This window comes from Haloferax prahovense DSM 18310, from assembly GCF_000336815.1.
GTDB lineage: Archaea > Halobacteriota > Halobacteria > Halobacteriales > Haloferacaceae > Haloferax > Haloferax prahovense.
On the sequence record NZ_AOLG01000008.1, the window covers coordinates 326,969 to 348,524 of the forward strand.

Below are 21,556 nucleotides of genomic sequence, written 5' to 3' on the forward strand. Positions count from 1 at the left end.
GAGAGCGATTCCAGCGCGGGCGCGCGGTCAGATTCCGTCAGCGTGCCGACGGACCCGGACGCGCCCGTCGCTCGTGACCCCGACGAACAGCTGTTCTTTGATTTCCCGCCCCTCGACCGCGTCGCCGGCCGCGTCGGAGACGATTTTCATCAGGTCCGGCGCGGTCTGGTTCACCTTCACGCCCGCCTCGTCGCAGGCGTCGTACACCTGCTTGGGCACGTCGTAGAGGTCGCTTCCGGCGGGGACCTCCACGCGGACCGGCGCGGTGAGCGCGTCGACGAACGTCACCGTCTCGCGGGCCTTCTCGACGTTGGCGCGGGCGCTGGCTTCGATACTGGAGACGTTCGCCCGCGAGGTGCCGAGGGAGTCGGCGATAGTCGACTGGCGGACGTCCCGCTCGCGCAGCGCGAGCACCTCCGCTTGCCTCCGGGTGAGGACGCTCGTCTCCGGGTCGAACCCGGCTCTATCGAGGAGTTCGTCTACGTCGGGGACCGTCTCGTCGTCGCGTCCGGCGTCGCTCATACCACGGGGTAGGTCTCGGGGGTGAAAAAAGATACAGCAGGCTGACTGTCCACGGGACGCCGCCGACGAGTCGGCGTTATTCGCCCCAGAAGTTGTCTCGGCTCCCGAGCGCCTCGGGGCGCTTCGGGCCGTCGCGACCGCTCGATTTGGACTTGGATTCGGTGTCGGCTCCGGTCGCCTCGCCCGTCTCGCCCGTCTCGCCCGCCTCGCTGTCTTCGGCTTCGGGGTCCAGCGGCAGGCGCTCAACGATTTTCTTCGCGCGGGCGTGGCTCCCCTTCACCCGGTCGATGCGGACGATGGCGCGCGCATCCGGAAGCAGTCCGTCGACGAAGACGATGAAACCGTCTTCGGTCCGACCGACTCCCGCACCGCTCTCGTGGATGTCCTCGACGGTGACGATAACCTCCTCGCCCGGCTTGACGGGCTGCTGTTTGAGCTCGTAGATGGGGCGCTCGTAGTGGTCGCACCACTCCGCGCCGCCCCGGTCGCCGTAGTACTGGCACCCCATGCCCGCGATTCGTTCTGAGAAGCTCGGGCAGTCGTCCGCGAGTGGACAGTCGGACATGCGGGGAGGTACACTAGGGGCACTCTAAACGCTTGCGGGTAGCCCGCCGCCCGCCGAAACGCTTTCCGTCGCTCGCCCGAACCCCGCGGTATGGCAGAACGCGTCCCCGAGTTCGCACTCCTCATCGGCGTCTTCCTCGGCCTGTCTGCGACCGTCTCCGCGGCGGTCCTCTCGGGGACGCTGTTTCGCCCGCTCCTCTTCGGTGCCGTCGTCTGCTACCCCTTCGCCGCCTTCGGCGTCCTCCGGTCTGACGACCCCTCCGAGGCGCTCCCTCCGCGAGTCGTCCTCGGCCTCGGCGCGGCCATCGGGCTGTTGACCGCGACGACGGCCGTCTTCGAACGGGCGACGGTCGAACCGCTCGATGGCGTGTTCGCCGCGGTGGTGGTCTCACTTCCGCCCGTCGCCTACGCGGTCCGGTTCGGCGCGGACGTGAACCCCCTTTCCCCGGTCCAGTCGCTCGTCTGTTGTGCGGTCGTCGGCGCGGCGTTCCTCGCGGTCGCGCCCCGCCTCGGGACGGTGAGCGCGCTCCTCGGGTTCGTCCTCGGGCTTTCGGGAGCGCTCTACGCCGACGCCCGCGGGTTCCGGCCGACGCACCGTCAACAGCGCGTCGGTATCGCCTCAGGCGCGCTCGTCGGCGTATCGGTCGCGGGTGCCGGCGTCGCGATGCGTCTCCCGCTCGGACCGACGACGGCCGCGGCCGCGGCGCTCGCGCTCACGCCGAGTCTGTTCGTCGCGCTCACGAGAACCCGGACGCGGCGGCACCACCGCTTTCGGTCGTGATGGCACCGTGACAGTTCGGAGGAAACAGAGGGAAACTCAGGCCAGTGGCGTCCGCTCGACGACAGTCCCGGTCCCACCTTTTTCCGGAGTTCGCTCACGCTCACTCCGCAAAAATCTGGACCAAAAACGGTGACACTCAGGCCAGCGGCGTCCGCTCGACGACCGTGCCGGTCCCACCTTTTTCCGGAGTTCGCTGGCGCTCACTCCGCAAAAATCTGGACCAAAAACGCCCGAATTCAGGCCAGTGGCGTCCGCTCGACGACCGTCCCGTCGTAGGTCGGGTACTGCTCGACGATTTCGCCGTCGTCCACGTCGCCGTCTTCTATCATCTCTTCGAGGAGCCACCACGCGACCTCGACGTGGTTCGACTTGATGCTGTAGAACTCGTCGGGGACGCCGAGTTCGATGAAGCGCTCGGCGGGCGTGTAGGTCTTGCCGTAGACGAGCGTGCCGTCGTCCGTCACCTCGTCGAACGGCCGGCGGAGGTTGCGGGCCATGCGCTTCAGGCGGTTTCGGTGCTGGGCGGCGTCCTTGAACACGGAGGTACAGAAGTAGACGCGCTCGTGGTCGCCCATCTCGTCGAGGATGGCCTCCTTCGAGCCGTCGACCGCCGACATGTGGCCGTCCTGCAGTTCGTAGCCCTTCTCCTGCATCCGGCGGTAGTTACCGTCGGACATCTCGAACTCGTTGATGTTGCAGAACTCCGCGGCCCCCTCGTCGAGGAAGTCGAGGAACTCCCGTTCCGCGCGGATGCCCGGAATCTCGAACGCCGGGGTGAGGCCCTCCTCGCGGGCGATGTAGAGGATGTCCTCCCACTCGGTGCCGTGCATGTCGCCCCAGAGTTCGAGCGGCGGGTGGAAGCGAATCTCGTCGAGGCCGGCCTCGGCGAGGCGCCGCATGTTCTCGCGGCCGCCCGTGATACCCGTATAGAGGTGGATGTGGTGGTCCTCGCCGAACTCGTCTTTGAGAAGCGAGATGTAGCGGCAGGTCTTGTCGAGCGCCTCCTGGGGTTCGCCGCCGGTGATGGACGAGCCGAGCGCGTCCATGCGTTTCGCCTCCTCGATGACGTCCGCGTCGGACTCGACTTTCCGCTCGTTGGCATACACGTCGGTGACGTTCTTGCGATTCTCGCCGAGCGGGCAGTAGAAACAATCGCGCTGGTCGCAGTACCCGTAGACGAACAGCACCATCTTACCGCCCATGGCGCACTGTTCGCATCCCTTCGAGATCATTCGATTACGGAACCGTACTTGGCGCATCGTCAAAAGGCGTCCGACTTTGCCCTGGAACCTTCCCCCTCGCCGGTAGGGTTATTGTTGTATATGACTGACAATACAGCATGTCTCTCGGTTCCGTCGTCCGCGCTGAGGGTCAGGTCCGGGTCCTCATCGTCGACGACGACCCCGAGACCGCGGCAGACACGGTTTCGGTACTCGACGGATGCGACAGTCTCGACGTCGCGGCGGTCGACGACCCGACCGCGGCGCTCGACGCGCACGCCGAGTCGCCGTTCGACTGTATCGTCACCGAGTTCGAGTTCGACGGCACCGCCGGTCTCGACACGCTCCTTCGCGTCCGCGAGTCGCCGAACCCGCCGCCGGTGATTCTGTTCACCCGACTCGACTCCGAGGACGTGGTCCACGAGGCGTTCGCCGCCGGCGTCGCCGACGTGGTGGACAAGCGATCGACCGACGTGAAGCTCGCGGTACTCGCCCACCGTATCTCGAACGCGGTCGTCGCGGCTCGCCAGTCGGCCGAACTCGACGAGCTGTACGCGTGGCTCCGGGTCATCGCCGAGCAGTCGCTCGTCGGCCTGTACGTGATACGCGACGGCCGAATCGAGTTCGTCAACGAGTACCTCTCGAACCTGCTCGGCTACGACACCGACGAGGTGGTCGGTCGTCCCATCACCGACTTCATCGTCGAGGAGGACCGCGCCATCGTCGACGAGAGCCTGAGAAACAGAGACCACGGCAGCGTCGAATCGATGTCGTACACCGTCCGCGTCAGCGACCGCACCGGCGAGTTGACCACGCTGGAAATCACCGGCCAGCGGGCGGCTGTCGACGGTGAGCCGGTCGTCGTCGGCACCGCCATGGACGTCACGGCCCGGCTGGAGTCCGAACGGCTCCTCAGGCGCTCCGAGCGCCTCACCAGACAGATCATCTCGTCGCTCCCGGACATGGTGTTCATCTCGGAGCCGACCGAGCTCGACGTCGTCTACATCAACGACCAGTTCGAGAGCGTCTGGGGGCGAGACGTGTCGCTCCTCTACGAGAACCCGCATTCGTTCCTCGAACTCGTCCACGTCGACGACCGCGACCAACTGCGGCGAGCCATCGACGAGATGTTCGTCGACATCCGAGACGGTGCCGTCGACGAGCAGTACGAGTTCGAGTTCCGGTTCATCCCCGAGGGGAGCGAAACCATCCGTTGGGCGAACGCCCGCGCGGTCCCGCTCCTCGACGAGAACGGCGACGTGACAAACATCCTCGGCGTGATGTCCGACCTGACGGAGCGCATCAGCCACGAGCGCGAACTCGCCCAGCAGAACGCCCGGCTCGACGCCTTCGCCCGCGTCCTCTCACACGACATCCGCGGACCGTTGTCGGTCGCGCAGGGCCGGCTCGAACTCGCCCGCGACCTCGCTGACGACAGCCACCTCGACCACGTCGAACGCGCCCACCGGCGCATCACCGACGTGGTCGAAGACGTGCTCTCTCTCGCCCGCGACGGGCGTTCCGTCCTCGACGCGGAGGAAGTCTCGCTGGCGGACGCCGCGGCAACCGCGTGGGAGATGTGCTCGCCGAACGCCGGCCACGTGCGCTGTGAGGTCGGCGAACTTCCGGTGGTCGAAGCCGACGAGAGCCGGGCGACGCGGCTCTTCGAGAACCTGTTTCGGAACGCGCTCCAGCACGGCCGAAGCGACCGTGACGACGCGTCCACCGCGAGCGACGACTCGGAGCTCGTGATTCGCGTCGGTGCCCTCCCGTCGCACCGCGGCTTCTTCGTCGAGGACAACGGGCCCGGCATCCCGGCGTCGATTCGCGACCACGTCTTCGACTCTGGGTTTTCCACCAAAGACGGCGACGGAAACGGCCTCGGACTCGGTATCGTCCGGCAGATTGTCGACTCCCACGGCTGGATAATTCGGGTCGCCAACGGCGGGTCCGGGGCGCGCTTCGAGGTGCTTTTCGACCCCGTCGGCGAGGCCGGCGCGACCGACTGACCGGGGCGAACCGAAGGGGACGACGACCGCGCCCCGGCGACCGCCCGTCCGCTCCACGAGACCGACCGACCGCGCCACCGCGGCCGCGCCCCCGAAAGCAGATATATCCCCGTGGCATAGGAGTCAACGATGCTCTTGGTCCTCTGTGTCGACCTCGACGACGACCTCGGCCGCAAGACGGGTCTCTCGACGCCCGTCGTCGGCCGACAGCGCGTCGAGGACGCCGCGGTGGCGCTGGCCACCGCGGACCCGGAGGACTCCGACGTGAACGTCCTCTTTCAGGGCATTCAGGTCCACGACGAACTCCTCGAATCGGAAGACGAGGAGGTCGAGGTCGCGGCGGTCACCGGGTTGGAAGGAAGCGACGTGAAAGCGAACCGCGCCATCGGCGACGAGATTGACACCGTCCTCGCGAGCCTCTCGACCGGCGAGCCCGTCCACGCCATCGTCATCACCGACGGCGCACAGGACGAGTCGGTCCTGCCGGTCATCCGCTCTCGCGTCCCCATCGACGGGGTCCGTCGGGTCGTCGTCAGACAGGCCCAGAACCTCGAATCGATGTACTACACGATGAAGCAGGTGCTCGCCGACCCCGAGACTCGTGGGACCATCCTCGTCCCGCTCGGCATCCTGCTTCTCATCTACCCCTTCGTCACCATCGCCAGCTTCTTCGACGTGCCCGGCGCGGTCGTTCTCGGCCTCATCTCGGCGCTCCTCGGCCTGTACACGCTGTTCCGCGGGCTCGGCCTCGAATCCGCCGTCGACGAGGCGGCCAACCGGGCGCGAAACGTCCTCTACGCCGGTCGCGTCACCATCATCACCTACGTCGCCGCCGCGGCGCTCCTCGTCGTCGGCGGCGTCCGCGGGGTCGAACTCCTCGAAACCGTCTCCGACAGCGTCGGCGGCGACCCCGCCCCGGGACTCATCCTCGCGACGCTCGTCCACGGCGCGGTCGAGTGGTTCGCCGCCGCCGGTATCACGAGCAGCCTCGGGCAGGTGACAGACGAGTACCTCCACGACCGGTTCAAGTGGCGCTACCTCAACGCGCCGTTCTACGTGTTCGCCATCGCCATCGTGCTCTACGCGCTCTCCGGCTTCTTCCTCCCCGAGGGCGTCGTCGGTGTCCAGAAGTTCTACCTCCCCGGCCTCGCCGTCGCGCTCACGGTCGGCACGCTCCTCGGTGTGCTGAGCACGCTCACGTTCGCGGTGGCGGAGTCGCGCTATCCGACCGGCTCGGACGGCGACGGCGAGCAACCGGCGTAATCAGTCGCGGGCGGCCTCGCCGCTCGGCGTTTTCTGTCGGTTTTTAGCGTCGTCGGTGCCGAACTCGAAGTCGCCTCGTCAGCTCTCGCGGACGATGACGAACTCCGCGAGGTCGCGGAGATACTCCAGCGGCTCAGAGTCCTCGACGCCCGAGGAGTCGAGGGCCGAAAGCGCTTCGTCGGCCTGCTGTCGGGCCCGGCGGTTCGCTTCCTCGGGGGTCAGGTCCGTCACCTGTACGAGCGACGGCCGACCCATCTCGGCGTCCTGTCCCGTCGGCTTGCCGAGTTCCTCGGCGTCGGCCGTGGCGTCCAGCACGTCGTCGCGAATCTGGAAGGCGACGCCGACGCGGGCCGCGTAGTCGCCGAACGCCTCGACGACGTGGGCGTCGCCGCCGGCGGCGACAGCGCCGAGTTCGGCGGCGGCGCGGAACAGCGCCCCCGTCTTGCGGTGGGCGAGTTGCATGTACTCGGCTTCGTTGGACGGGACCGCGACGAGTTCGGTCGCCTCGCCCTCGCCGAGTTCGACCATCGATTCGGCGACGATGCGGGTGGCGCGGTCGGACGACGAGAGGAGGGCGAACGCCTCGCCGAGCAGGCCGTCGGAGGCGATGATTGCCGGGCCGTAGCCGTACTCGGCCCACGCGCTGGGCGTGCCGCGGCGGATGTCGGACCGGTCGATGATGTCGTCGACGACGAGCGAGGCGTTGTGGACGAGTTCGACGCCGACCGCGAAGTCGACGGCGTCCTCGGGGGTGCCACCGACGGCCTCGCAGGCGAGGATGGTCACGGCGGGGCGGACGCGCTTGCCCCCCGCGAGAGCGACGTGGTCGAGTTGGTCGGCGAGTTCCGACGGCTCGACCGCCGAGACGACCTCCTCGAGGCGGTCGTTTACCATCGTGACCCGGCGCTCCAGGTATTCCATTGTCGGTTCGTAGGGTTGGGTAGGGAAGTACGTACCGGATTTGGAGAAACCGCGCGACTGGGGTGCGGCGGTAGTCGGAGAACACCTGATTGGGAGACGCCTGCCCGAACTGTTCGATGAGTTCCGGAACCACGTGCGACAGCCTTTTTCCGGACGCTCACCGGTTCGCGTCCGCAAAAATCTGGACCAAAAACGGATGACGTTTACTCGAACTGTTCGATGAGTTCCGGAACTACCTCGAAGAGGTCGCCGACGATGCCGTAGTCGGCGATGTCGAAGATGGGCGCGTCGGGGTCGGTGTTGATGGCGACGATGTTCTCGGCACCCTTCATCCCGGCGACGTGCTGGACGGCGCCGGAGATGCCGATTGCGATGTAGAACTTCGGCGTGACGACCTTCCCGGACTGGCCGACCTGTCGGTCCTTCGGGAGCCAGCCGTTGTCGACGATGGGCCGCGACGACGAGAGCGTCGCGCCGAGCGCGTCGGCGAGTTCCTGCACGAGTTCGATGTTCTCTTCTTCTTCGATGCCGCGGCCGACGGAGACGAGCACGTCGGCGTCGGTGATGTCCACGTCGCCGCTGCCGGCTTCCTCGAAGCCGGTCACGCGCGAGCGCACGCGAGACTCGTCAAGGTCGAACGAGAAGGCCTCGACGGTGGGTTCGCCCGGCTCCTCGGCGGCGTCCCACTCGCCGGGGCGGACGGTGACCGCGGCGCGGTCGGCGTCGACCTCGACGGTCGATTCGACCTTCGAGGCGTACATCTCGCGGGTGACGACGAGGCCGCCGTCGTTCTGTAGGCCGATGGCGTCGGTCACGAGCGGGAGGTCGAGGCGTTCTGCGACCGCGGGGGCGTAGTCGAGACCGTTGACCGTGTTGCCCATGAGGACGTACGTGGGGTCGAGCTCCTCGGAGAGGGCCTCGACGGCCTGCACGTACACGTCGTGGTTGAATTCGTCGCCCTCGGCGACGGTGTGAATCGCGTCCACGCCGGCGAGCGAGAGCGCCTCGGCGAAGGCGTCCACGTCGCCGCCGATGACCGCGAGGTGGAGGTCGCCGCCGGTGTCGCCGACGAGGTCGGCGCCGGCCGTCACGAGTTCGAACGACACGTCGCGGAGGCTTCCGCGGCGGTGCTCGACGACGGCGAGCACGTCGCTCATTGCGCGCCCACCCCCTTCTCGCGGAGGACGGTCGCAAGGTCGGCGGCCTGCTCCCCGGCGTCACCCTCGAAGTAGGTCGCGTCGGACTCGGTCTCCGGCTCGTACACGTCGGTCAGGACGAGGTCGGACTCGACCGCCGCGGCGTCGAGGCCGAGGTCGGAGAGCGCGAGCGGCTTGATCTCCTTCGACTGGGCCTGCCGAATCCCGCGCAGGCTCGCGTAGCGGGGCTCGTTGATACCGGTCTGGATGGTGAGGACCGCGGGCAGGTCGACCTCGGTGAGCTCCTCCACGCCGCCTTCGAGTTCGCGGCGGACGTTCGCCACGCCGCCGTCGGCGTCGAGGTCGAGCGCGTTCACGACCGCGGCCCACTCGAAGTCGATCGCCGAGGCGAGCGAGACGCCGGTCGCGCCGAAGCTGTCGTCGTTCGCCTGCACGCCCGTCAGGACGAGGTCGGGGCCTTCCTCCTCGACGACCGCCGAGAGCAGGCGCGTCTTCGCGCCCACGTCGAGCAGGTCCACGCCGTCGAGCGCGTCGTCCCACACGCGGACCGCGCGGTCGACACCCTTGGCGAGCGCCATGCGGATGGTCTCTTCGGACCGCTCGGGGCCGATGGTGACGGCGACGACCTCCACGTCGTCGTCGCTCTCCTCGGCGATTTGGACGGCTTCCTCGACCGCGTACTCGTCCCACTCGTTGAGGTCGTAGTCGAGGTACTGGTCCGCCACGCGGAGCCCGTCGAGCTCGAAGTCCTCTTCGACCTCGGCGACCTCCTTGACGGTTACGAGAACTTTCATCAACGTTCACTACCGACCGGGGAGAATAAACGTTTTCGCACCGCGGTCGTCGGCGACGCCGTCCCCCGATTACTCCTCGTCTTCGTCCTCGTCGGGGAGCGAGATGAGGTTCTCGCGGCCGAGGCGCAGTTTCTCGACGCGCTCCTCGTCGGCCATCGCCGACAGGAGCTGCGAGACTTTGGCGTCGGACCAGCCGGTCTCCTTGACGATGTTCGCCTGCTTCATCCGCCCGCCGCTCCGTTCCAAGAGGAGTTCGACCCGCTCTTCGTCCGAGAGTAAGTCGAGGTCGATATCGTCGGGCGCTTCGCCTGCTTCGCCGTCGTCGTCAACCTCTTCGTCGGTGCCGAGTTCGTCGGCCGGCTCCGGCGTCGGCTCCTGACGCCGCGTGGGCGTCGATGCCGACGGTTTGGCCGTGGCCGCGTCGCCCGGCCGCCGCCGGGTGAACAGGACGACTCCCGCCACGAGCACCAAGAAGACGATGGCACCGCCACCGACGAGCGTCCACGGAATGGCTCCGTCAGACCCTGTGGAAACGTAACTCACGCTTAGTTGCTCGGTCGACTCGAACGTCCGCGGCCCCTCGGCGACGACGGCGTTGTTCTCCAGCGGGATGTCCGTGTCACTGACGGCGTAGCCCGGGGGCGTCTGAATCGTGAGGTTCTGGTTCGACTGCAGCGAGGTGACCCACGTCTCGCCGCCACCGGCCGAGAAGGCGTCACCGACGCGCAGCCCTTCGTCGGTCTGTTCCGCGAAGTTCGTCCAGGTGAACCTCAACACGAGGACGCCGGTCCCGTTTTCGACGTACCCCGTCGTCGTCGCGTTCTGGACGGTCATCGACCGACCGGTCTGCTCGGCGGCCGTCTGGCTGACACGCTGAAAGAAGGCGGCGTCGGGGCCGACATCGGTGGTTCCCTGCTCGTACTCCTGTGCGAACTCTTCGAACGCCGCGGTCTCGTTTCGCGTCTCGAGCTCGTAGCGCATCTCGATGCGCCAGTCCGCCGAGCGGTCGTCGCGAACTCGAATCGATATCTCCGTCCGCGGCGACCGTTCGAGACTCGTCTGCTGGGTGACGAGCGGTGCGCGGCCGAGGGCGGTGGGCGCTTGCGAGCGAGAGTCGGAACCGAAAACGTCGACTCCGGAATCGTCGACTGCCGCGTCAACGCCGTGAGCGCCAAGCGCAGTCATATCTGTGGCCGCCGCCGGGACTGCGACGCCGGAGACGATGGTGAGGAGGGCAACGATGAGGGCGGCGCTCCGCATACGTAAATCCGTTTCATCCGGCGATGAAAACGCTTTCCATCGACTCAACAGCGTCATACGTCGCCGACGTGCGCTCTCGAGGCTTCGCCGTGCCGACGCCGCCAAGAGGGTCATTTTAGTACCGGCACCGTGTACCCTCACGGCGATGAAGGCCCTCCCGCTCGTCGTCGTCATGCTCTTGGTGGCGTCGCCGGTTCTCGGCGCGGTCGGTCCCGCGGACGGCTCGGCCCAAGCGACGGCTCTCGACGAGCCGGCCCCCGCACAGGTCCAGTCGCCGTCCAACGAGACGATTCACGTCCTCGATATCCCGTCGTCGCAACTGGTTCGAGCGACCGTCGAGCCCGCCCATGTCGACCTCGGCCCGTCCCTCGGCTTCGCCGGCCTCGATACCAGCGGCGAGGTTCAATCGCGCGCGTCGATCGAGCGTATCGAGTCCGCGGGTGACGACAGCACCCGCCAACAGCTCATTCTCGACGAGATAAACAGCATCGAGCAGCGCGCGATTGCGCTGCAAAGCGCACAGCGCTCCGCAATCGAACGGTTCAACGCGGGGGAGCTTACCGCGCGCGAACTCCTCGTCGAACTCGCGCGAATCGACGCCGAGGCCCGCGGCCTCAACGAGCGACGCGTCGCCCTCCGGGAACTCGCCACCGAGACGTCGGACTTCTCTATCAACTCCGGCCGGCTCGCGGCGCTCGAACGCGAACTCGACACGTTCACCGGTCCCGTCCGAAAGTACGCCGTCTTGGTCATGACCGGGGAGTCCGATACCGCGCGGTTCTCTGTCCGAACGAGCGAGACGGGCGTCGTCCTCGGCGTCGTAGCCGACGGAGAGTACGTCCGCGAGGCCTACCGTGCCGGGCTTCGCAACCGCGACCAGAGCACGGTCTCCTACGAGGAGGCGCTCGACATCGTCGCGGAGAGCTACCCCACCATCTACTCGAGCCGCGCCGCGCAGAACGGGACCAACGTCATCAGCGCCGGTGACAGCCACCGCGTGCGAATCAACTACGACCGCGGCCAGTTGACTGCCTACGTTGACGCCGGGAGCGGGCGGGTGTTCAAGGAGTCGCAGACCCGCCCACTCGGTTCGATTGCGACCGGGGCCGTCGCGACCGAGGTCAAAGACGGCCTCGCGCTCACTGTCGACCGGACCTACCCCGGGGGGCCGCTCCGAATCCAGCTGAACGAAAGCGGGAGCGACGACCCGGTAGACGCGAACGTCACCATCGGACTCGAAGCCAGCCAAGAGAGCACGCTTCTCGGCCACACCGGCACCGACGGGACGCTCTGGACCGTCTCGCCGTCGTCCCCCTACACCATTACGGTGATTAAGGGCAACTCGGCGGTCGTGCTCACCACTTCACCGACGCCGATGCCCGACCTCGTCATGAACACGACCGCGGAGGCGAACGACAGCGCCGCGATGATCACCTCGACGCCGACCGAGTCGACGAGTTCCGCGTCGGTCGGTTCGGAGGGCGCACCGCCCGGTCCGCCGGCGGTCATCTGACCGGAGCTTCTTATCCCATGACGGGGCCACCCCGTCTCGATGTCTCGTCAGTTCCGCCGCTCGACTCGCGGCTCGTCCGTGCTCCTCGGGAGCGTGCTCCTCATCGGTCTCGTGGTCGTCGTCGCGGCCGCCGTCGGCGCGGTGGCGTTCGACGCGGCCGAGTCCTCGCCGACACCGACCCGACCGACAGCGCTGTCGCTCGCGGTCTCGGGCGACACGCTGTCGCTGACCCACGAGGGTGGCGCGCCACTCGACGTGAAGTCACTCGCGATTCGCATCTCCGTGGGCGGAGAGCCGCTCGCCTACCAACCGCCCGTGCCGTTCTTCTCGGCCAGCGGGTTCCGTCCCGGACCGACCGGTCCGTTCAACGCCGCGGCCGACTCCCGGTGGACCGCGGGCGAGACGGCGACGCTCGAACTCGCGGGGACGAACGACCCGGACATCGAACCTGGCGCGACGGTAACCGTCCGCGTCTTCGACGGAGAGACGCCGGTCGCGGCGCTCGAAGCGAGCGCGTCGTGAGTCGGCGGTGACGAAAACGAGCGTCCGAGTCGAACGCGGCGGTCGCGGTTTATTCCTCTGGTGCGCGCGCGATGGTCACGATGGCCCGCGGACTGCCGGGCTGGCGCTGGAGGATGTGGTGTTCGATGTCGACGAAGCCCGCGGCCTCGAACATTCGGTCGGCCTCCTCCTCGTCGTAGAACAGCATGATGGCGTCCGCCAACTTCTGGAAGACGCCGGATTTCGGGTCGTCGGGACCGACGACGAGGACTTTGCTCCCCGGCTTCACCACGCGTCGGAACTCCTCGAGCGCGGTGACCGGGTTCGGCCAGTACTCGATGGAGCCGGACGACCAGATGACGTCGAAGGAGTCGTCGGCGAAGGGGAGCCGCTCTGCGTCCCCGCGATAGAACCTGACCTCGTCGTTCTTGCCGAACTTCTCCCACGCCTTCTGCATCTGGTGGATACTCTGGTCGAGGCCGTGGACGTCGTCGGTGTAGCGGAGCAGTCCCTCGGTTCCGAAGCCGGTGCCACAGCCCACGTCGAGGACGCGGTCGCCCTGCTGGATGTCGAGCATCTCCAGCGCCTCGTCGCGCATCTCCTCGTTCCAGATGAACGGGTTCACCCGGTCGTACACCTTCGAGAGGTACTTGTAGAACAGGCGGGCCCGCGCTTTGTTTTCGAGGACTCCCATCGCGCAGGGATTAGGACTCACCGATGATAACGGTGCGGATTCGCCGCGCCGGTCGGCGTTCTCGGGGGTAAATCGCCGCGTTCCCCGAGCGTCTGTCACAGACTTTCCGCAAACACCTTATACAGCGCTTGTGCAACGTTCCTGTGATACGAGTATGCCGAGACAAGAGGTTCTCGAACGAATCAAAACGGCCGAGCAGGAGGCCGACGACATCGTTGAAGAGGCCGAGGCCAAACGTGAGGAGCTCGTCGCGGAGGCGCGTCGCGAAGCCGATGAGATTCGCTCCGAGGCCGAAGAAGAGGCCGCAGAGCTCGAATCCGAGCGTCTACAGGAGGGACGCGCGGACATAGAGTCGGAGCGGGAACGCATCCTCGAAGAAGGCGAGGACGCCCGCGACGAACTGGTTGCCGAGGCGGAAGACCACATCGACGACGCGGTCGAATTCGCCATCGGCCAATTCGAGGAGGCGGTTGATGCTCAGACCTGAGCAGATGAGCAAGGTCTCGGTGACCGGTTCCAAGGGCGTCATGCCCGAGGTCATCGAGGCTGTCCACGACCTCCGACTGCTGCACGTCACCGAATACGACGGCTCGTGGCAGGAGGAGTTCGGATTCGAGACGGGGTCGCCCATCGAAGGCGCCGAGAGCGCGTCCGACAAGCTCGTCACCGTCCGCTCGCTCAAGAGCATCCTCGGGGTCGAAGACACCGACACCGGCCGGCAGCGCATCGTCCCCGACGACGCGCTCGGCGAGCCCCTCGAAGAGATTCGAGCCGAGGTCAACGAACTGGACGACCGCCGCTCAGAGCTCGAAAACGAGCTCCGCGCGGTGGACGAAGAAATCGACGCGATGGAGCCGTTCGTCGACCTCGGGCTCGACCTCGACCTGCTTTCGGGGTACGAGACGCTGCAGGTCGTCGTCGGACAGGGGAAGGTCGAACCCGTCGAGCGCGCCGTCGTCGACGCCGACGACATCAACGCGTACGAGATCTTCTCGGGCGAGCGAACGCACGCCATCTTCGGCCGCGCGGTCGACGGTGCCGACGAGATGGCGCTCGCCGACGCGCTCGTCGGCGTCGAGTTCGCCACGCTCGAAGTCCCGGATGCCTCGGGAAGCCCCGAAGAGCACATCCGCAATCTCGAACAGCAGAAGCGCGAAATCGAGTCGAAGCTCGAAACCGTCGAGTCCGAGCTTCACGACATCGCCGTCGAGGAGGGAGAGTTCCTCCTCGCCGCCGAAGAGCGCCTCGCAATCGACGTCCAGAAGACGGAAGCGCCGCTTTCGTTCGCGACGACGGAGAACGCCTTCGTCGCCGAGGGCTGGATTCCGACCGAGCGCTACAACACGTTCGCGAGCACGCTCAAAGACGAGATCGGCGAGCACGTCGCCGTCGAGGAGCTCGAACGCGCCGAGTTCTCGCGTGACGGGCACGACCACGCGCGCGAGGATGTCGCCGAGAGTGGTGGCACGGTCGCCGCCACCGACGGCGGGACCGTCTCGATGTCCAGCGACGACCCGCCGGTCGTCCAGAAGAACAGCGGCGCAGTCAAGCCGTTCGAAATCCTCGTTCAGGCGGTCAATCGCCCGAGCTACTACGAGTTCGACCCGACCATCATCCTGTTCCTGACGTTCCCGACGTTCTTCGGGTTCATGATCGGTGACCTCGGGTACGGTGTCATCTACACCGCCATCGGCTTCTTCCTCTACTCGAAGTTCGATGACGGCGCGATTAAGAGCATGGGTGGCGTCACCATCGCCGCGGGGCTGTTCACGACGTTGTTCGGCATCCTCTACGGCGAGATATTCGGCTTCCACCTCATCACCGAGTACTTCTGGGAAGGCGTGCTCGGGATGTCGCACCCGCCCATCGAGAAGGGACTATCGCCGGCCACCTCTGAGTGGGCCCTCGGTTGGCTCACCGTGAGCGTCGCCGTCGGTATCTTCCACGTCAACGTGGGGTACATCCTCGACTTCTTCGAGAACTACGAACTCCACGGCGCGAAGGACGCAGTCCTCGAAAGCGGTTCGTGGATCCTCATGCTGAACGGCCTGTGGATCTGGATCTTCAGCGACGCGCTCGGTGGCGTGCCGCCGGAGTTCCTGTTCACCACGTTCGCGGCTGACGGGCTCATTCCGCTCGGCTTCTCCGGCTTCTCGTTCATCGTCGGCTGGGCCGGCTTCGGGATGTACATCCTCGGCGCGGTGCTGCTCGGGATGGCCGAACTGGCCGAACTCGTCGAGTTCGCCGCCCCGCTTTCGAACGTCCTGTCGTACACGCGTCTCGGCGCGGTTCTCATCGCGAAGGCGTCGATGGCGTTCGCCGTCAACCTGCTCGTCTTCGGCGTGTACGTCGACGACCACGGCGGCTGGCACTTCGGCCTCGGCGGGATGCCCGACGCCGCCGCCGTGTCGGCGCTCGGCGCGGGTGAAACGCTGAGTTACCACGGCTACGAAGTGACCGAAGTCCTGTTCGGCGGCATCTTCCACACGGGTGCCGCGGGCGTCGTGGGCGGACTGCTCGTCCTCGTCGTCGGTCACCTGGTCGTCCTCGCGCTCGGCGTCACGAGCGCCGGCCTGCAGGCCGTGCGTCTCGAGTACGTCGAGTTCTTCAACAAATTCTTCGAGGGCGGCGGCCGCGAGTACAACCCGTTCGGGTACGACCGCGAGTTCACGACCGAAGACTAACTCTCACCGACGATTCTTTTTTGAGTTTTGTCCGCTGGGAGCGACTGCTTTTGCAATGACGACGATTCCGCCGTCGTAGACAGACCGCTCCAGACGTTTTGGGAACCTTTATGATACGGCTGACGCCACATGCAGACGTTCGGAGACGACAATCCGGTACTCAGGAACACACAATGATTGAAGCACTTGAACCCCTCATGACTGCACTGCAGAATGAAACCGCTTCCTCGCCTGCGATCACCGAAGGCGCTGCAGCGGCCCTTTCCGTCGGTATCGCCGCCTTCGCCGCGGGCTACGCGGAGCGTGGCATCGGTTCCGCTGCGATGGGAGCCATCGCGGAAGACGAGGACCTCTTCGTTAACGGGCTGGTCCTTACGGTTCTCCCCGAGACCCTCGTTATCCTCGCACTGGTCGTTGTCTTCGCGGCCTAAGCACCCCCTCTCTTTCCCATTATGAGTTTGGACAACGTCGTTGAGGACATCCGAGACGAAGCCCGCGCACGCGCAGAGGACATCAGGCAGGACGGCCAGGAACAGGCAGACGAAATCGTCGCCGAGGCCGAGGCCGACGCCGAAGAACTCCTCGAATCGCGGAAGGCGGACGTCGAGCAACAACTCGAACGGGAGCGCGAACAGGCGCTCTCCAGCGCGAAGCTCGAAGCCAAGCAGGCTCGACTCAGCGCCCGTCGTGACGTGCTCCAGCGCGTCCGCGAGCAGGTCGAAAGCGAGCTCGCCGAGCTGGAAGGCGACCGTCGCGAAGAGCTCACCCGCTCGCTGCTCGACGCGGCGTCGGTCGAGTTCGAAGACGAAGACGAAGTCTCCGTCTACGGCCGCGCCGACGACGAGGACCTGCTTTCGAGCATCCTCGAAGACTACGACGGCTACGAGTTCGCCGGCGAGCGCGACTGCCTCGGTGGCGTCGTGGTCGAGGGCTCGAACTCGCGCGTCCGGGTGAACAACACCTTCGACTCGGTCCTCGACACAGTCTGGGAGGACAATCTGAAGGAAGTGAGTGCGCGACTGTTCGACGACCAATGAGCACTACAGGCGGCTCGAATCCCGAATACGTCATCGCTCGCGTTCGAGCGCGACGTAGTGCCCTGTTCGGCGACGAGGAGTACCGCAAACTGGTCCGCATGGGGCCGGCCGAAATCGCTCGGTTCATGGAGGAATCGGAGTACGAAACCGAGGTCAACGCGCTCGGCAGCCGTTTTTCGGGCGTCGACCTCATCGAGTACGCGCTGAACCAGAATCTGGCGAAGCAGTTCAACGATATCCTCGACTGGGCAGACGGCCGCCTCTACGACCTCATCGCGCGGTACCTCCGTAAGTTCGACGCGTGGAACGTGAAGACGATCATCCGCGGCATCTACTCCGGCGCGTCCCGCGACGAGGTCGAATCCGACCTCATTCGCGCCGGCGAGTTCGACGACCGCCTCCTCTCGCGACTGCTCGACGCAGACGAGATAGAGGAGATCGTCAACCTCCTCTCCGGCACTATCTTCGGAGACGGCCTCGCGGCCGCCTACGAGGAGTTCGAGGAAGTCGGCGTCCTCGTTCCGCTGGAGAACGCGGTCGACCGCGCCTTCTACGAGCAGCTGCTCGAGGGTCTGGTCGTCGGCGAAGAGGCGAAGAAGTACCGCGAGTTCCTCGAAGCCGAAATCGACTTCCGAAACGCCCGCAACGCGCTCCGCATCGCTCGCAGCGGTGCCGACCTCGACCCTGTCGACTACTTCATCGAGGGCGGCACGCTGTTCCGCGCGTCGGAGCTCGCGTCGCTGGCGACCAGCCCGGACGAGCTGGTGTCGAAGATTCGTGACAGCCGGTACGGCGACCGCCTCTCGACGGCCCTTTCGGACCTCGAGGAGGCCGACAGCCTCATCGGCTTCGAGCGCGCCCTCGACGCGGCGCTCTTGGAGTACGCGGACACGCTCGGTTACGTGTTCCCGCTTTCTGTCACGCCAATCGTCTCGTACATCCTCGCCAAGGAGCGCGAGGTCGACAACATCCGGGCCATCGCCCGCGGCCGCGAGGCCGGGCTGGACCCCGATGCAATAGAAGAGGAGCTGGTCATCCTATGAGCCAGGAAATCGCAGTTATCGGCAGTCCGGACTTCACCACGGGCTTTCGGCTTGCGGGCGTCCGCAAGTTCGAGAACGTCCCGGACGAAGCGAAGGACGACGAACTCGACGAAGCCGTGACGCGAACGCTGGAGGACGAGGACGTCGGCATCATCGTGATGCACGAAGACGACCTCGACCACCTCTCGCGTAACGCCCGGCAGTCGGTCGAGCGCAGCATCGAGCCGACGCTCGTGACGCTCGGCGGTTCCGGCGGCGCGAGCGGCCTCCGTGACCAGATCAAGAGAGCAATCGGTATCGATCTGATGGACGAATAACCAAACATGAGTCAGGCAACACAAGATTCCGTTCGCGAGGACGGTGTCATCGCAAGCGTGAGTGGTCCGGTCGTGACCGCCCGTGGCCTCGACGCCCGCATGAACGACGTCGTCTACGTCGGCGACGAAGGCCTAATGGGCGAGGTCATCGAAATCGAGGGCGACCTCACGACTATTCAGGTGTACGAAGAGACCTCCGGTGTCGGTCCCAGCGAACCCGTCGAGAGTACGGGCGAACCGCTGACCGTCGACCTCGGTCCGGGGATGATGGACGCCATCTACGACGGCGTGCAGCGTCCCCTGGACGTGCTGGAGTCGAAGATGAACTCGGCGTTCCTCGACCGCGGTGTCGACGCGCCGGGTATCGACCTCGAAAAGAAGTGGGAGTTCGAACCCACCGTCTCCGAGGGCGACGAGGTCGCCTCCGGCGACGTCGTGGGGACGGTCCCCGAGACCGTGACCATCGAACACAAGGTCATGGTCCCGCCGGACTTCGAGGGCGGCGAAGTCGTCGCCATCGAGGAAGGCGAGTTCTCCGTCACCGAGACGGTCGCCGAACTCGACAACGGCGAAGAGATTACGATGCACCAGGAGTGGCCGGTGCGTCAGGCGCGTCCCGCCGCGGAGAAGAAGACCCCGCGCGAACCGCTCGTCTCGGGGCAGCGCATCCTCGACGGCCTGTTCCCCATCGCGAAGGGCGGAACGGCCGCGATTCCGGGTCCGTTCGGGTCCGGGAAGACGGTCACCCAGCACCAGCTCGCCAAGTGGGCCGACGCGGACATCGTCGTCTATGTCGGCTGCGGCGAGCGCGGTAACGAGATGACCGAGGTTATCGAGGACTTCCCGGAACTCGACGACCCGAAGACCGGCAACCCGCTCATGGCTCGGACGTGCCTCATCGCGAACACGTCCAACATGCCCGTGGCGGCCCGCGAGTCCTGTATCTACACCGGCATCACCATCGCGGAGTACTACCGCGACATGGGATACGACGTCGCGCTGATGGCCGACTCCACCTCCCGGTGGGCCGAGGCCATGCGCGAGATCTCCTCGCGTCTCGAGGAGATGCCCGGCGAAGAGGGGTACCCCGCGTACCTCGCCGCGCGTCTCTCCGAGTTCTACGAGCGCGCCGGCTACTTCACGACCGTCAACGGCGAGGAAGGTTCCGTCTCCGTCATCGGCGCGGTTTCGCCGCCGGGCGGCGACTTCTCCGAGCCGGTCACGCAGAACACCCTGCGTATCGTGAAGACGTTCTGGGCGCTCGACGCGGACCTCGCAGAGCGCCGTCACTTCCCGGCGATTAACTGGAACGAGTCGTACTCGCTCTACCAAGAGCAGCTCGACCCGTGGTTCGTCGAGAACGTCGAGGACGACTGGGCCGAAGAGCGCCAGTGGGCCGTCGACGTGCTCGACGAGGAGAACGAACTGCAGGAAATCGTTCAGCTCGTCGGTAAGGACGCCCTGCCGGAGGACCAGCAGCTGACCCTCGAAATCGCTCGCTACCTCCGCGAGGCGTACCTCCAGCAGAACGCGTTCCACCCGACGGACACGTACTGTTCCCCCGAGAAGACGTACGGTATCCTCACCGCCATCCACGCGTTCAACGACGAGGCGTTCAAGGCGCTCGAAGCCGGCGTCCCCGTCGAAGAGATTCAGGCCATCGAGGCGGCTCCCCGGCTGAACCGCATCGGTGTGCAGGAAGACTGGGAGGCGTACATCGAGGACCTCAAAGCAGAAATCACCGAGCAGCTCCGCGAGCTGTACTGAGACCATGAAGGAATACCAGACTATCACCGAAATCAGCGGCCCGCTGGTGTTCGCCGAGGTCGACGAGCCGATCGGTTACGACGAAATCGTCGAAATCGAGACGCCCCAAGGCGAAACCAAGCGCGGACAGGTTCTCGAATCCTCCGAGGGCCTCGTCGCGATTCAGGTGTTCGAAGGCACGAGCGGTATCGACAGGAACGCGTCCGTCAGGTTCCTCGGCGAGACCCTCAAGATGCCCGTGACCGAGGACCTCCTCGGGCGCGTGCTCGACGGGTCCGGCCAGCCAATCGACGGTGGCCCCGAAATCGTTCCCGACGAGCGTCGGGACATCGTCGGCGCGGCAATCAACCCCTACTCCCGCGAGTACCCCGAGGAGTTCATCCAGACCGGCGTCTCCGCCATCGACGGCATGAACACCCTCGTCCGCGGTCAGAAGCTCCCGATCTTCTCCGCGTCGGGGCTTCCCCACAACAACCTCGCGCTCCAGATCGCCCGTCAGGCGACGGTGCCCGAGGACGAAGAAAGCGGCGAAGAGTCCGAGTTCGCAGTGGTCTTCGGCGCGATGGGTATCACGCAGGAAGAGGCGAACGAGTTCATGGAGGACTTCGAGCGCACGGGCGCACTCGAGCGCTCCGTCGTCTTCACGAACCTCGCGGACGACCCTGCAGTCGAGCGGACGGTCACGCCGCGTCTCGCGCTGACGACCGCCGAGTACCTCGCGTTCGACAAGGACTACCACGTCCTCGTCATCCTGACCGACATGACCAACTACTGCGAGGCGCTCCGCGAGATCGGTGCGGCTCGCGAAGAGGTTCCCGGTCGCCGTGGCTACCCGGGTTACATGTACACCGACCTTGCACAGCTCTACGAGCGTGCAGGTCGCATCCAGGGTCGCGACGGCTCTGTCACGCAGATTCCCATCCTCACGATGCCGGGTGACGACGACACGCACCCGATTCCGGACCTGACCGGCTACATCACCGAGGGTCAGATCTACATCGACCGCGACCTCAACTCGCAGGGTATCCGCCCGCCGATCAACCCGCTTCCGTCCCTGTCGCGTCTCATGGACGACGGTATCGGTGAGGGCCTCACCCGCGAGGACCACGCCGACGTGTCCGACCAGATGTACGCGGCGTACGCGGAGGGTGAAGACCTGCGCGACCTCGTGAACATCGTCGGTCGCGAGGCGCTGTCCGAGCGCGACAACAAGTACCTCGACTTCGCCGAGCGCTTCGAAGCCGAGTTCGTCAACCAGGGCTTCGACACGGACCGGTCCATCGAGGAAACCCTCGACATCGGCTGGGACCTCCTGTCGATGCTCCCGAAGTCCGAGCTCAACCGTATCGACGAGGAGCTCATCGAGGACTACTACCACGAAGACGCCGAGTCGGTCGAAGCGGAAGCCTAGACCGCGACGAACGCCGCGTTCGTCCCTCGGTTCGATTCTCCTCTTCTATTCGCGCCCCGAGCCGTGCGACCGCACGCCCGCCGCGAGAACTTCCTTAT

At 66.1% G+C, this 21,556-nt stretch carries 21 protein-coding genes; 13 read left to right on the plus strand and 8 right to left on the minus strand.

What is annotated here, in order from left to right; all coding sequences use genetic code 11:
• Positions 1 to 27 precede the first annotated feature (27 nt).
• Entirely contained in the window at positions 28 to 522 is a 495-nt protein-coding gene (locus C457_RS01760; protein ID WP_008091405.1) for a Tfx family DNA-binding protein, read from the minus strand.
• A 76-nt stretch (positions 523 to 598) separates the two neighbouring features.
• Entirely contained in the window at positions 599 to 1,087 is a 489-nt protein-coding gene (locus C457_RS01765; protein ID WP_049913342.1) for a TRAM domain-containing protein, read from the minus strand.
• Positions 1,088 to 1,177: 90 nt separating this feature from the next.
• On the opposite strand from C457_RS01765, the gene C457_RS01770 reads away from it, so the two are divergent.
• Entirely contained in the window at positions 1,178 to 1,867 is a 690-nt protein-coding gene (locus C457_RS01770) for a hypothetical protein (protein WP_008091409.1), read from the plus strand.
• A 236-nt stretch (positions 1,868 to 2,103) separates the two neighbouring features.
• Here the strand turns inward: C457_RS01770 and C457_RS01775 are convergent, their stop codons facing one another.
• Positions 2,104 to 3,099: a radical SAM protein gene (locus C457_RS01775; RefSeq protein ID WP_049904989.1), complete on the minus strand. Its 996-nt coding sequence runs from the start codon at positions 3,097 to 3,099 to the stop codon at positions 2,104 to 2,106.
• Positions 3,100 to 3,206: 107 nt separating this feature from the next.
• Here C457_RS01775 and C457_RS01780 point away from each other — a divergent pair, with 107 nt between their 5' ends.
• Both C457_RS01780 and C457_RS01785 read left to right on the plus strand, forming a co-directional pair.
• The gene (locus C457_RS01780; RefSeq protein WP_008091411.1) at positions 3,207 to 5,096 is read left to right on the plus strand and encodes a PAS domain S-box protein; all 1,890 of its coding nucleotides are present in this window, start codon (positions 3,207 to 3,209) and stop codon (positions 5,094 to 5,096) included.
• 129 nt (positions 5,097 to 5,225) lie between these two features.
• Entirely contained in the window at positions 5,226 to 6,359 is a 1,134-nt protein-coding gene (locus C457_RS01785) for a DUF373 family protein (protein ID WP_004973664.1), read from the plus strand.
• Between the two features lie 78 nt (positions 6,360 to 6,437).
• On the opposite strand, the gene C457_RS01790 is transcribed toward C457_RS01785, so the two are convergent.
• From C457_RS01790 to C457_RS01805, 4 genes are all read right to left on the minus strand, one after another.
• The gene (locus tag C457_RS01790; protein WP_004973663.1) at positions 6,438 to 7,280 is read right to left on the minus strand and encodes a polyprenyl synthetase family protein; all 843 of its coding nucleotides are present in this window, start codon (positions 7,278 to 7,280) and stop codon (positions 6,438 to 6,440) included.
• Between the two features lie 203 nt (positions 7,281 to 7,483).
• Positions 7,484 to 8,437, minus strand: coding sequence for an electron transfer flavoprotein subunit alpha/FixB family protein (locus C457_RS01795; protein ID WP_008091415.1), 954 nt, complete (start codon positions 8,435 to 8,437; stop codon positions 7,484 to 7,486).
• Positions 8,434 to 9,231, minus strand: a complete 798-nt coding sequence (locus C457_RS01800) for an electron transfer flavoprotein subunit beta/FixA family protein (protein WP_008091416.1) — start codon at positions 9,229 to 9,231, stop codon at positions 8,434 to 8,436. Before C457_RS01800 ends, C457_RS01795 begins: the two co-directional genes overlap by 4 nt.
• Before the next feature lie 69 nt (positions 9,232 to 9,300).
• Positions 9,301 to 10,491 (minus strand): DUF7345 domain-containing protein, encoded by a 1,191-nt coding sequence (locus C457_RS01805; RefSeq protein WP_008091417.1) that lies wholly within the window; start codon positions 10,489 to 10,491, stop codon positions 9,301 to 9,303.
• 145 nt (positions 10,492 to 10,636) lie between these two features.
• Here C457_RS01805 and C457_RS01810 point away from each other — a divergent pair, with 145 nt between their 5' ends.
• Both C457_RS01810 and C457_RS01815 read left to right on the plus strand, forming a co-directional pair.
• A complete protein-coding gene (locus C457_RS01810; RefSeq protein WP_049913343.1) occupies positions 10,637 to 12,004 on the plus strand; it encodes a DUF7094 domain-containing protein in 1,368 nt (455 codons plus the stop codon).
• Positions 12,005 to 12,043: 39 nt separating this feature from the next.
• Positions 12,044 to 12,526, plus strand: a complete 483-nt coding sequence (locus C457_RS01815) for a type IV pilin (protein ID WP_008091420.1) — start codon at positions 12,044 to 12,046, stop codon at positions 12,524 to 12,526.
• Between the two features lie 49 nt (positions 12,527 to 12,575).
• Here C457_RS01815 and C457_RS01820 read toward each other — a convergent pair whose 3' ends face one another.
• The gene (locus C457_RS01820) at positions 12,576 to 13,199 is read right to left on the minus strand and encodes a methyltransferase domain-containing protein (protein WP_004973651.1); all 624 of its coding nucleotides are present in this window, start codon (positions 13,197 to 13,199) and stop codon (positions 12,576 to 12,578) included.
• A 154-nt stretch (positions 13,200 to 13,353) separates the two neighbouring features.
• On the opposite strand from C457_RS01820, the gene ahaH reads away from it, so the two are divergent.
• The 8 genes from ahaH (at position 13,354) to C457_RS01860 (ending at position 21,458) form a co-directional block, all read left to right on the plus strand.
• Positions 13,354 to 13,686 carry an ATP synthase archaeal subunit H gene (gene ahaH, locus C457_RS01825; protein WP_008091423.1) on the plus strand — a complete coding sequence of 111 codons (333 nt, stop codon included), beginning with the start codon at positions 13,354 to 13,356 and terminating at the stop codon, positions 13,684 to 13,686.
• Positions 13,673 to 15,883, plus strand: a complete 2,211-nt coding sequence (locus C457_RS01830) for a V-type ATP synthase subunit I (RefSeq protein ID WP_049913344.1) — start codon at positions 13,673 to 13,675, stop codon at positions 15,881 to 15,883. The genes ahaH and C457_RS01830 overlap by 14 nt, the downstream gene beginning before the upstream one ends.
• 173 nt (positions 15,884 to 16,056) lie before the next feature.
• Positions 16,057 to 16,314 carry an ATP synthase subunit K gene (locus tag C457_RS01835; RefSeq protein ID WP_049913345.1) on the plus strand — a complete coding sequence of 86 codons (258 nt, stop codon included), beginning with the start codon at positions 16,057 to 16,059 and terminating at the stop codon, positions 16,312 to 16,314.
• 21 nt (positions 16,315 to 16,335) lie between these two features.
• On the plus strand, positions 16,336 to 16,920 hold the full coding sequence (locus tag C457_RS01840) for a V-type ATP synthase subunit E (protein ID WP_008091429.1): 585 nt from the start codon (positions 16,336 to 16,338) through the stop codon (positions 16,918 to 16,920).
• Positions 16,917 to 17,963 (plus strand): V-type ATP synthase subunit C, encoded by a 1,047-nt coding sequence (locus C457_RS01845; protein WP_008091431.1) that lies wholly within the window; start codon positions 16,917 to 16,919, stop codon positions 17,961 to 17,963. The genes C457_RS01840 and C457_RS01845 overlap by 4 nt, the downstream gene beginning before the upstream one ends.
• Positions 17,960 to 18,280 (plus strand): V-type ATP synthase subunit F, encoded by a 321-nt coding sequence (locus C457_RS01850; RefSeq protein ID WP_004044608.1) that lies wholly within the window; start codon positions 17,960 to 17,962, stop codon positions 18,278 to 18,280. Before C457_RS01845 ends, C457_RS01850 begins: the two co-directional genes overlap by 4 nt.
• A gap of 6 nt (positions 18,281 to 18,286) precedes the next feature.
• Positions 18,287 to 20,047: an ATP synthase subunit A gene (locus C457_RS01855; protein ID WP_008091438.1), complete on the plus strand. Its 1,761-nt coding sequence runs from the start codon at positions 18,287 to 18,289 to the stop codon at positions 20,045 to 20,047.
• 4 nt (positions 20,048 to 20,051) lie between these two features.
• On the plus strand, positions 20,052 to 21,458 hold the full coding sequence (locus C457_RS01860; RefSeq protein ID WP_008091439.1) for an ATP synthase subunit B: 1,407 nt from the start codon (positions 20,052 to 20,054) through the stop codon (positions 21,456 to 21,458).
• The last annotated feature ends 98 nt before the right edge of the window (positions 21,459 to 21,556 follow it).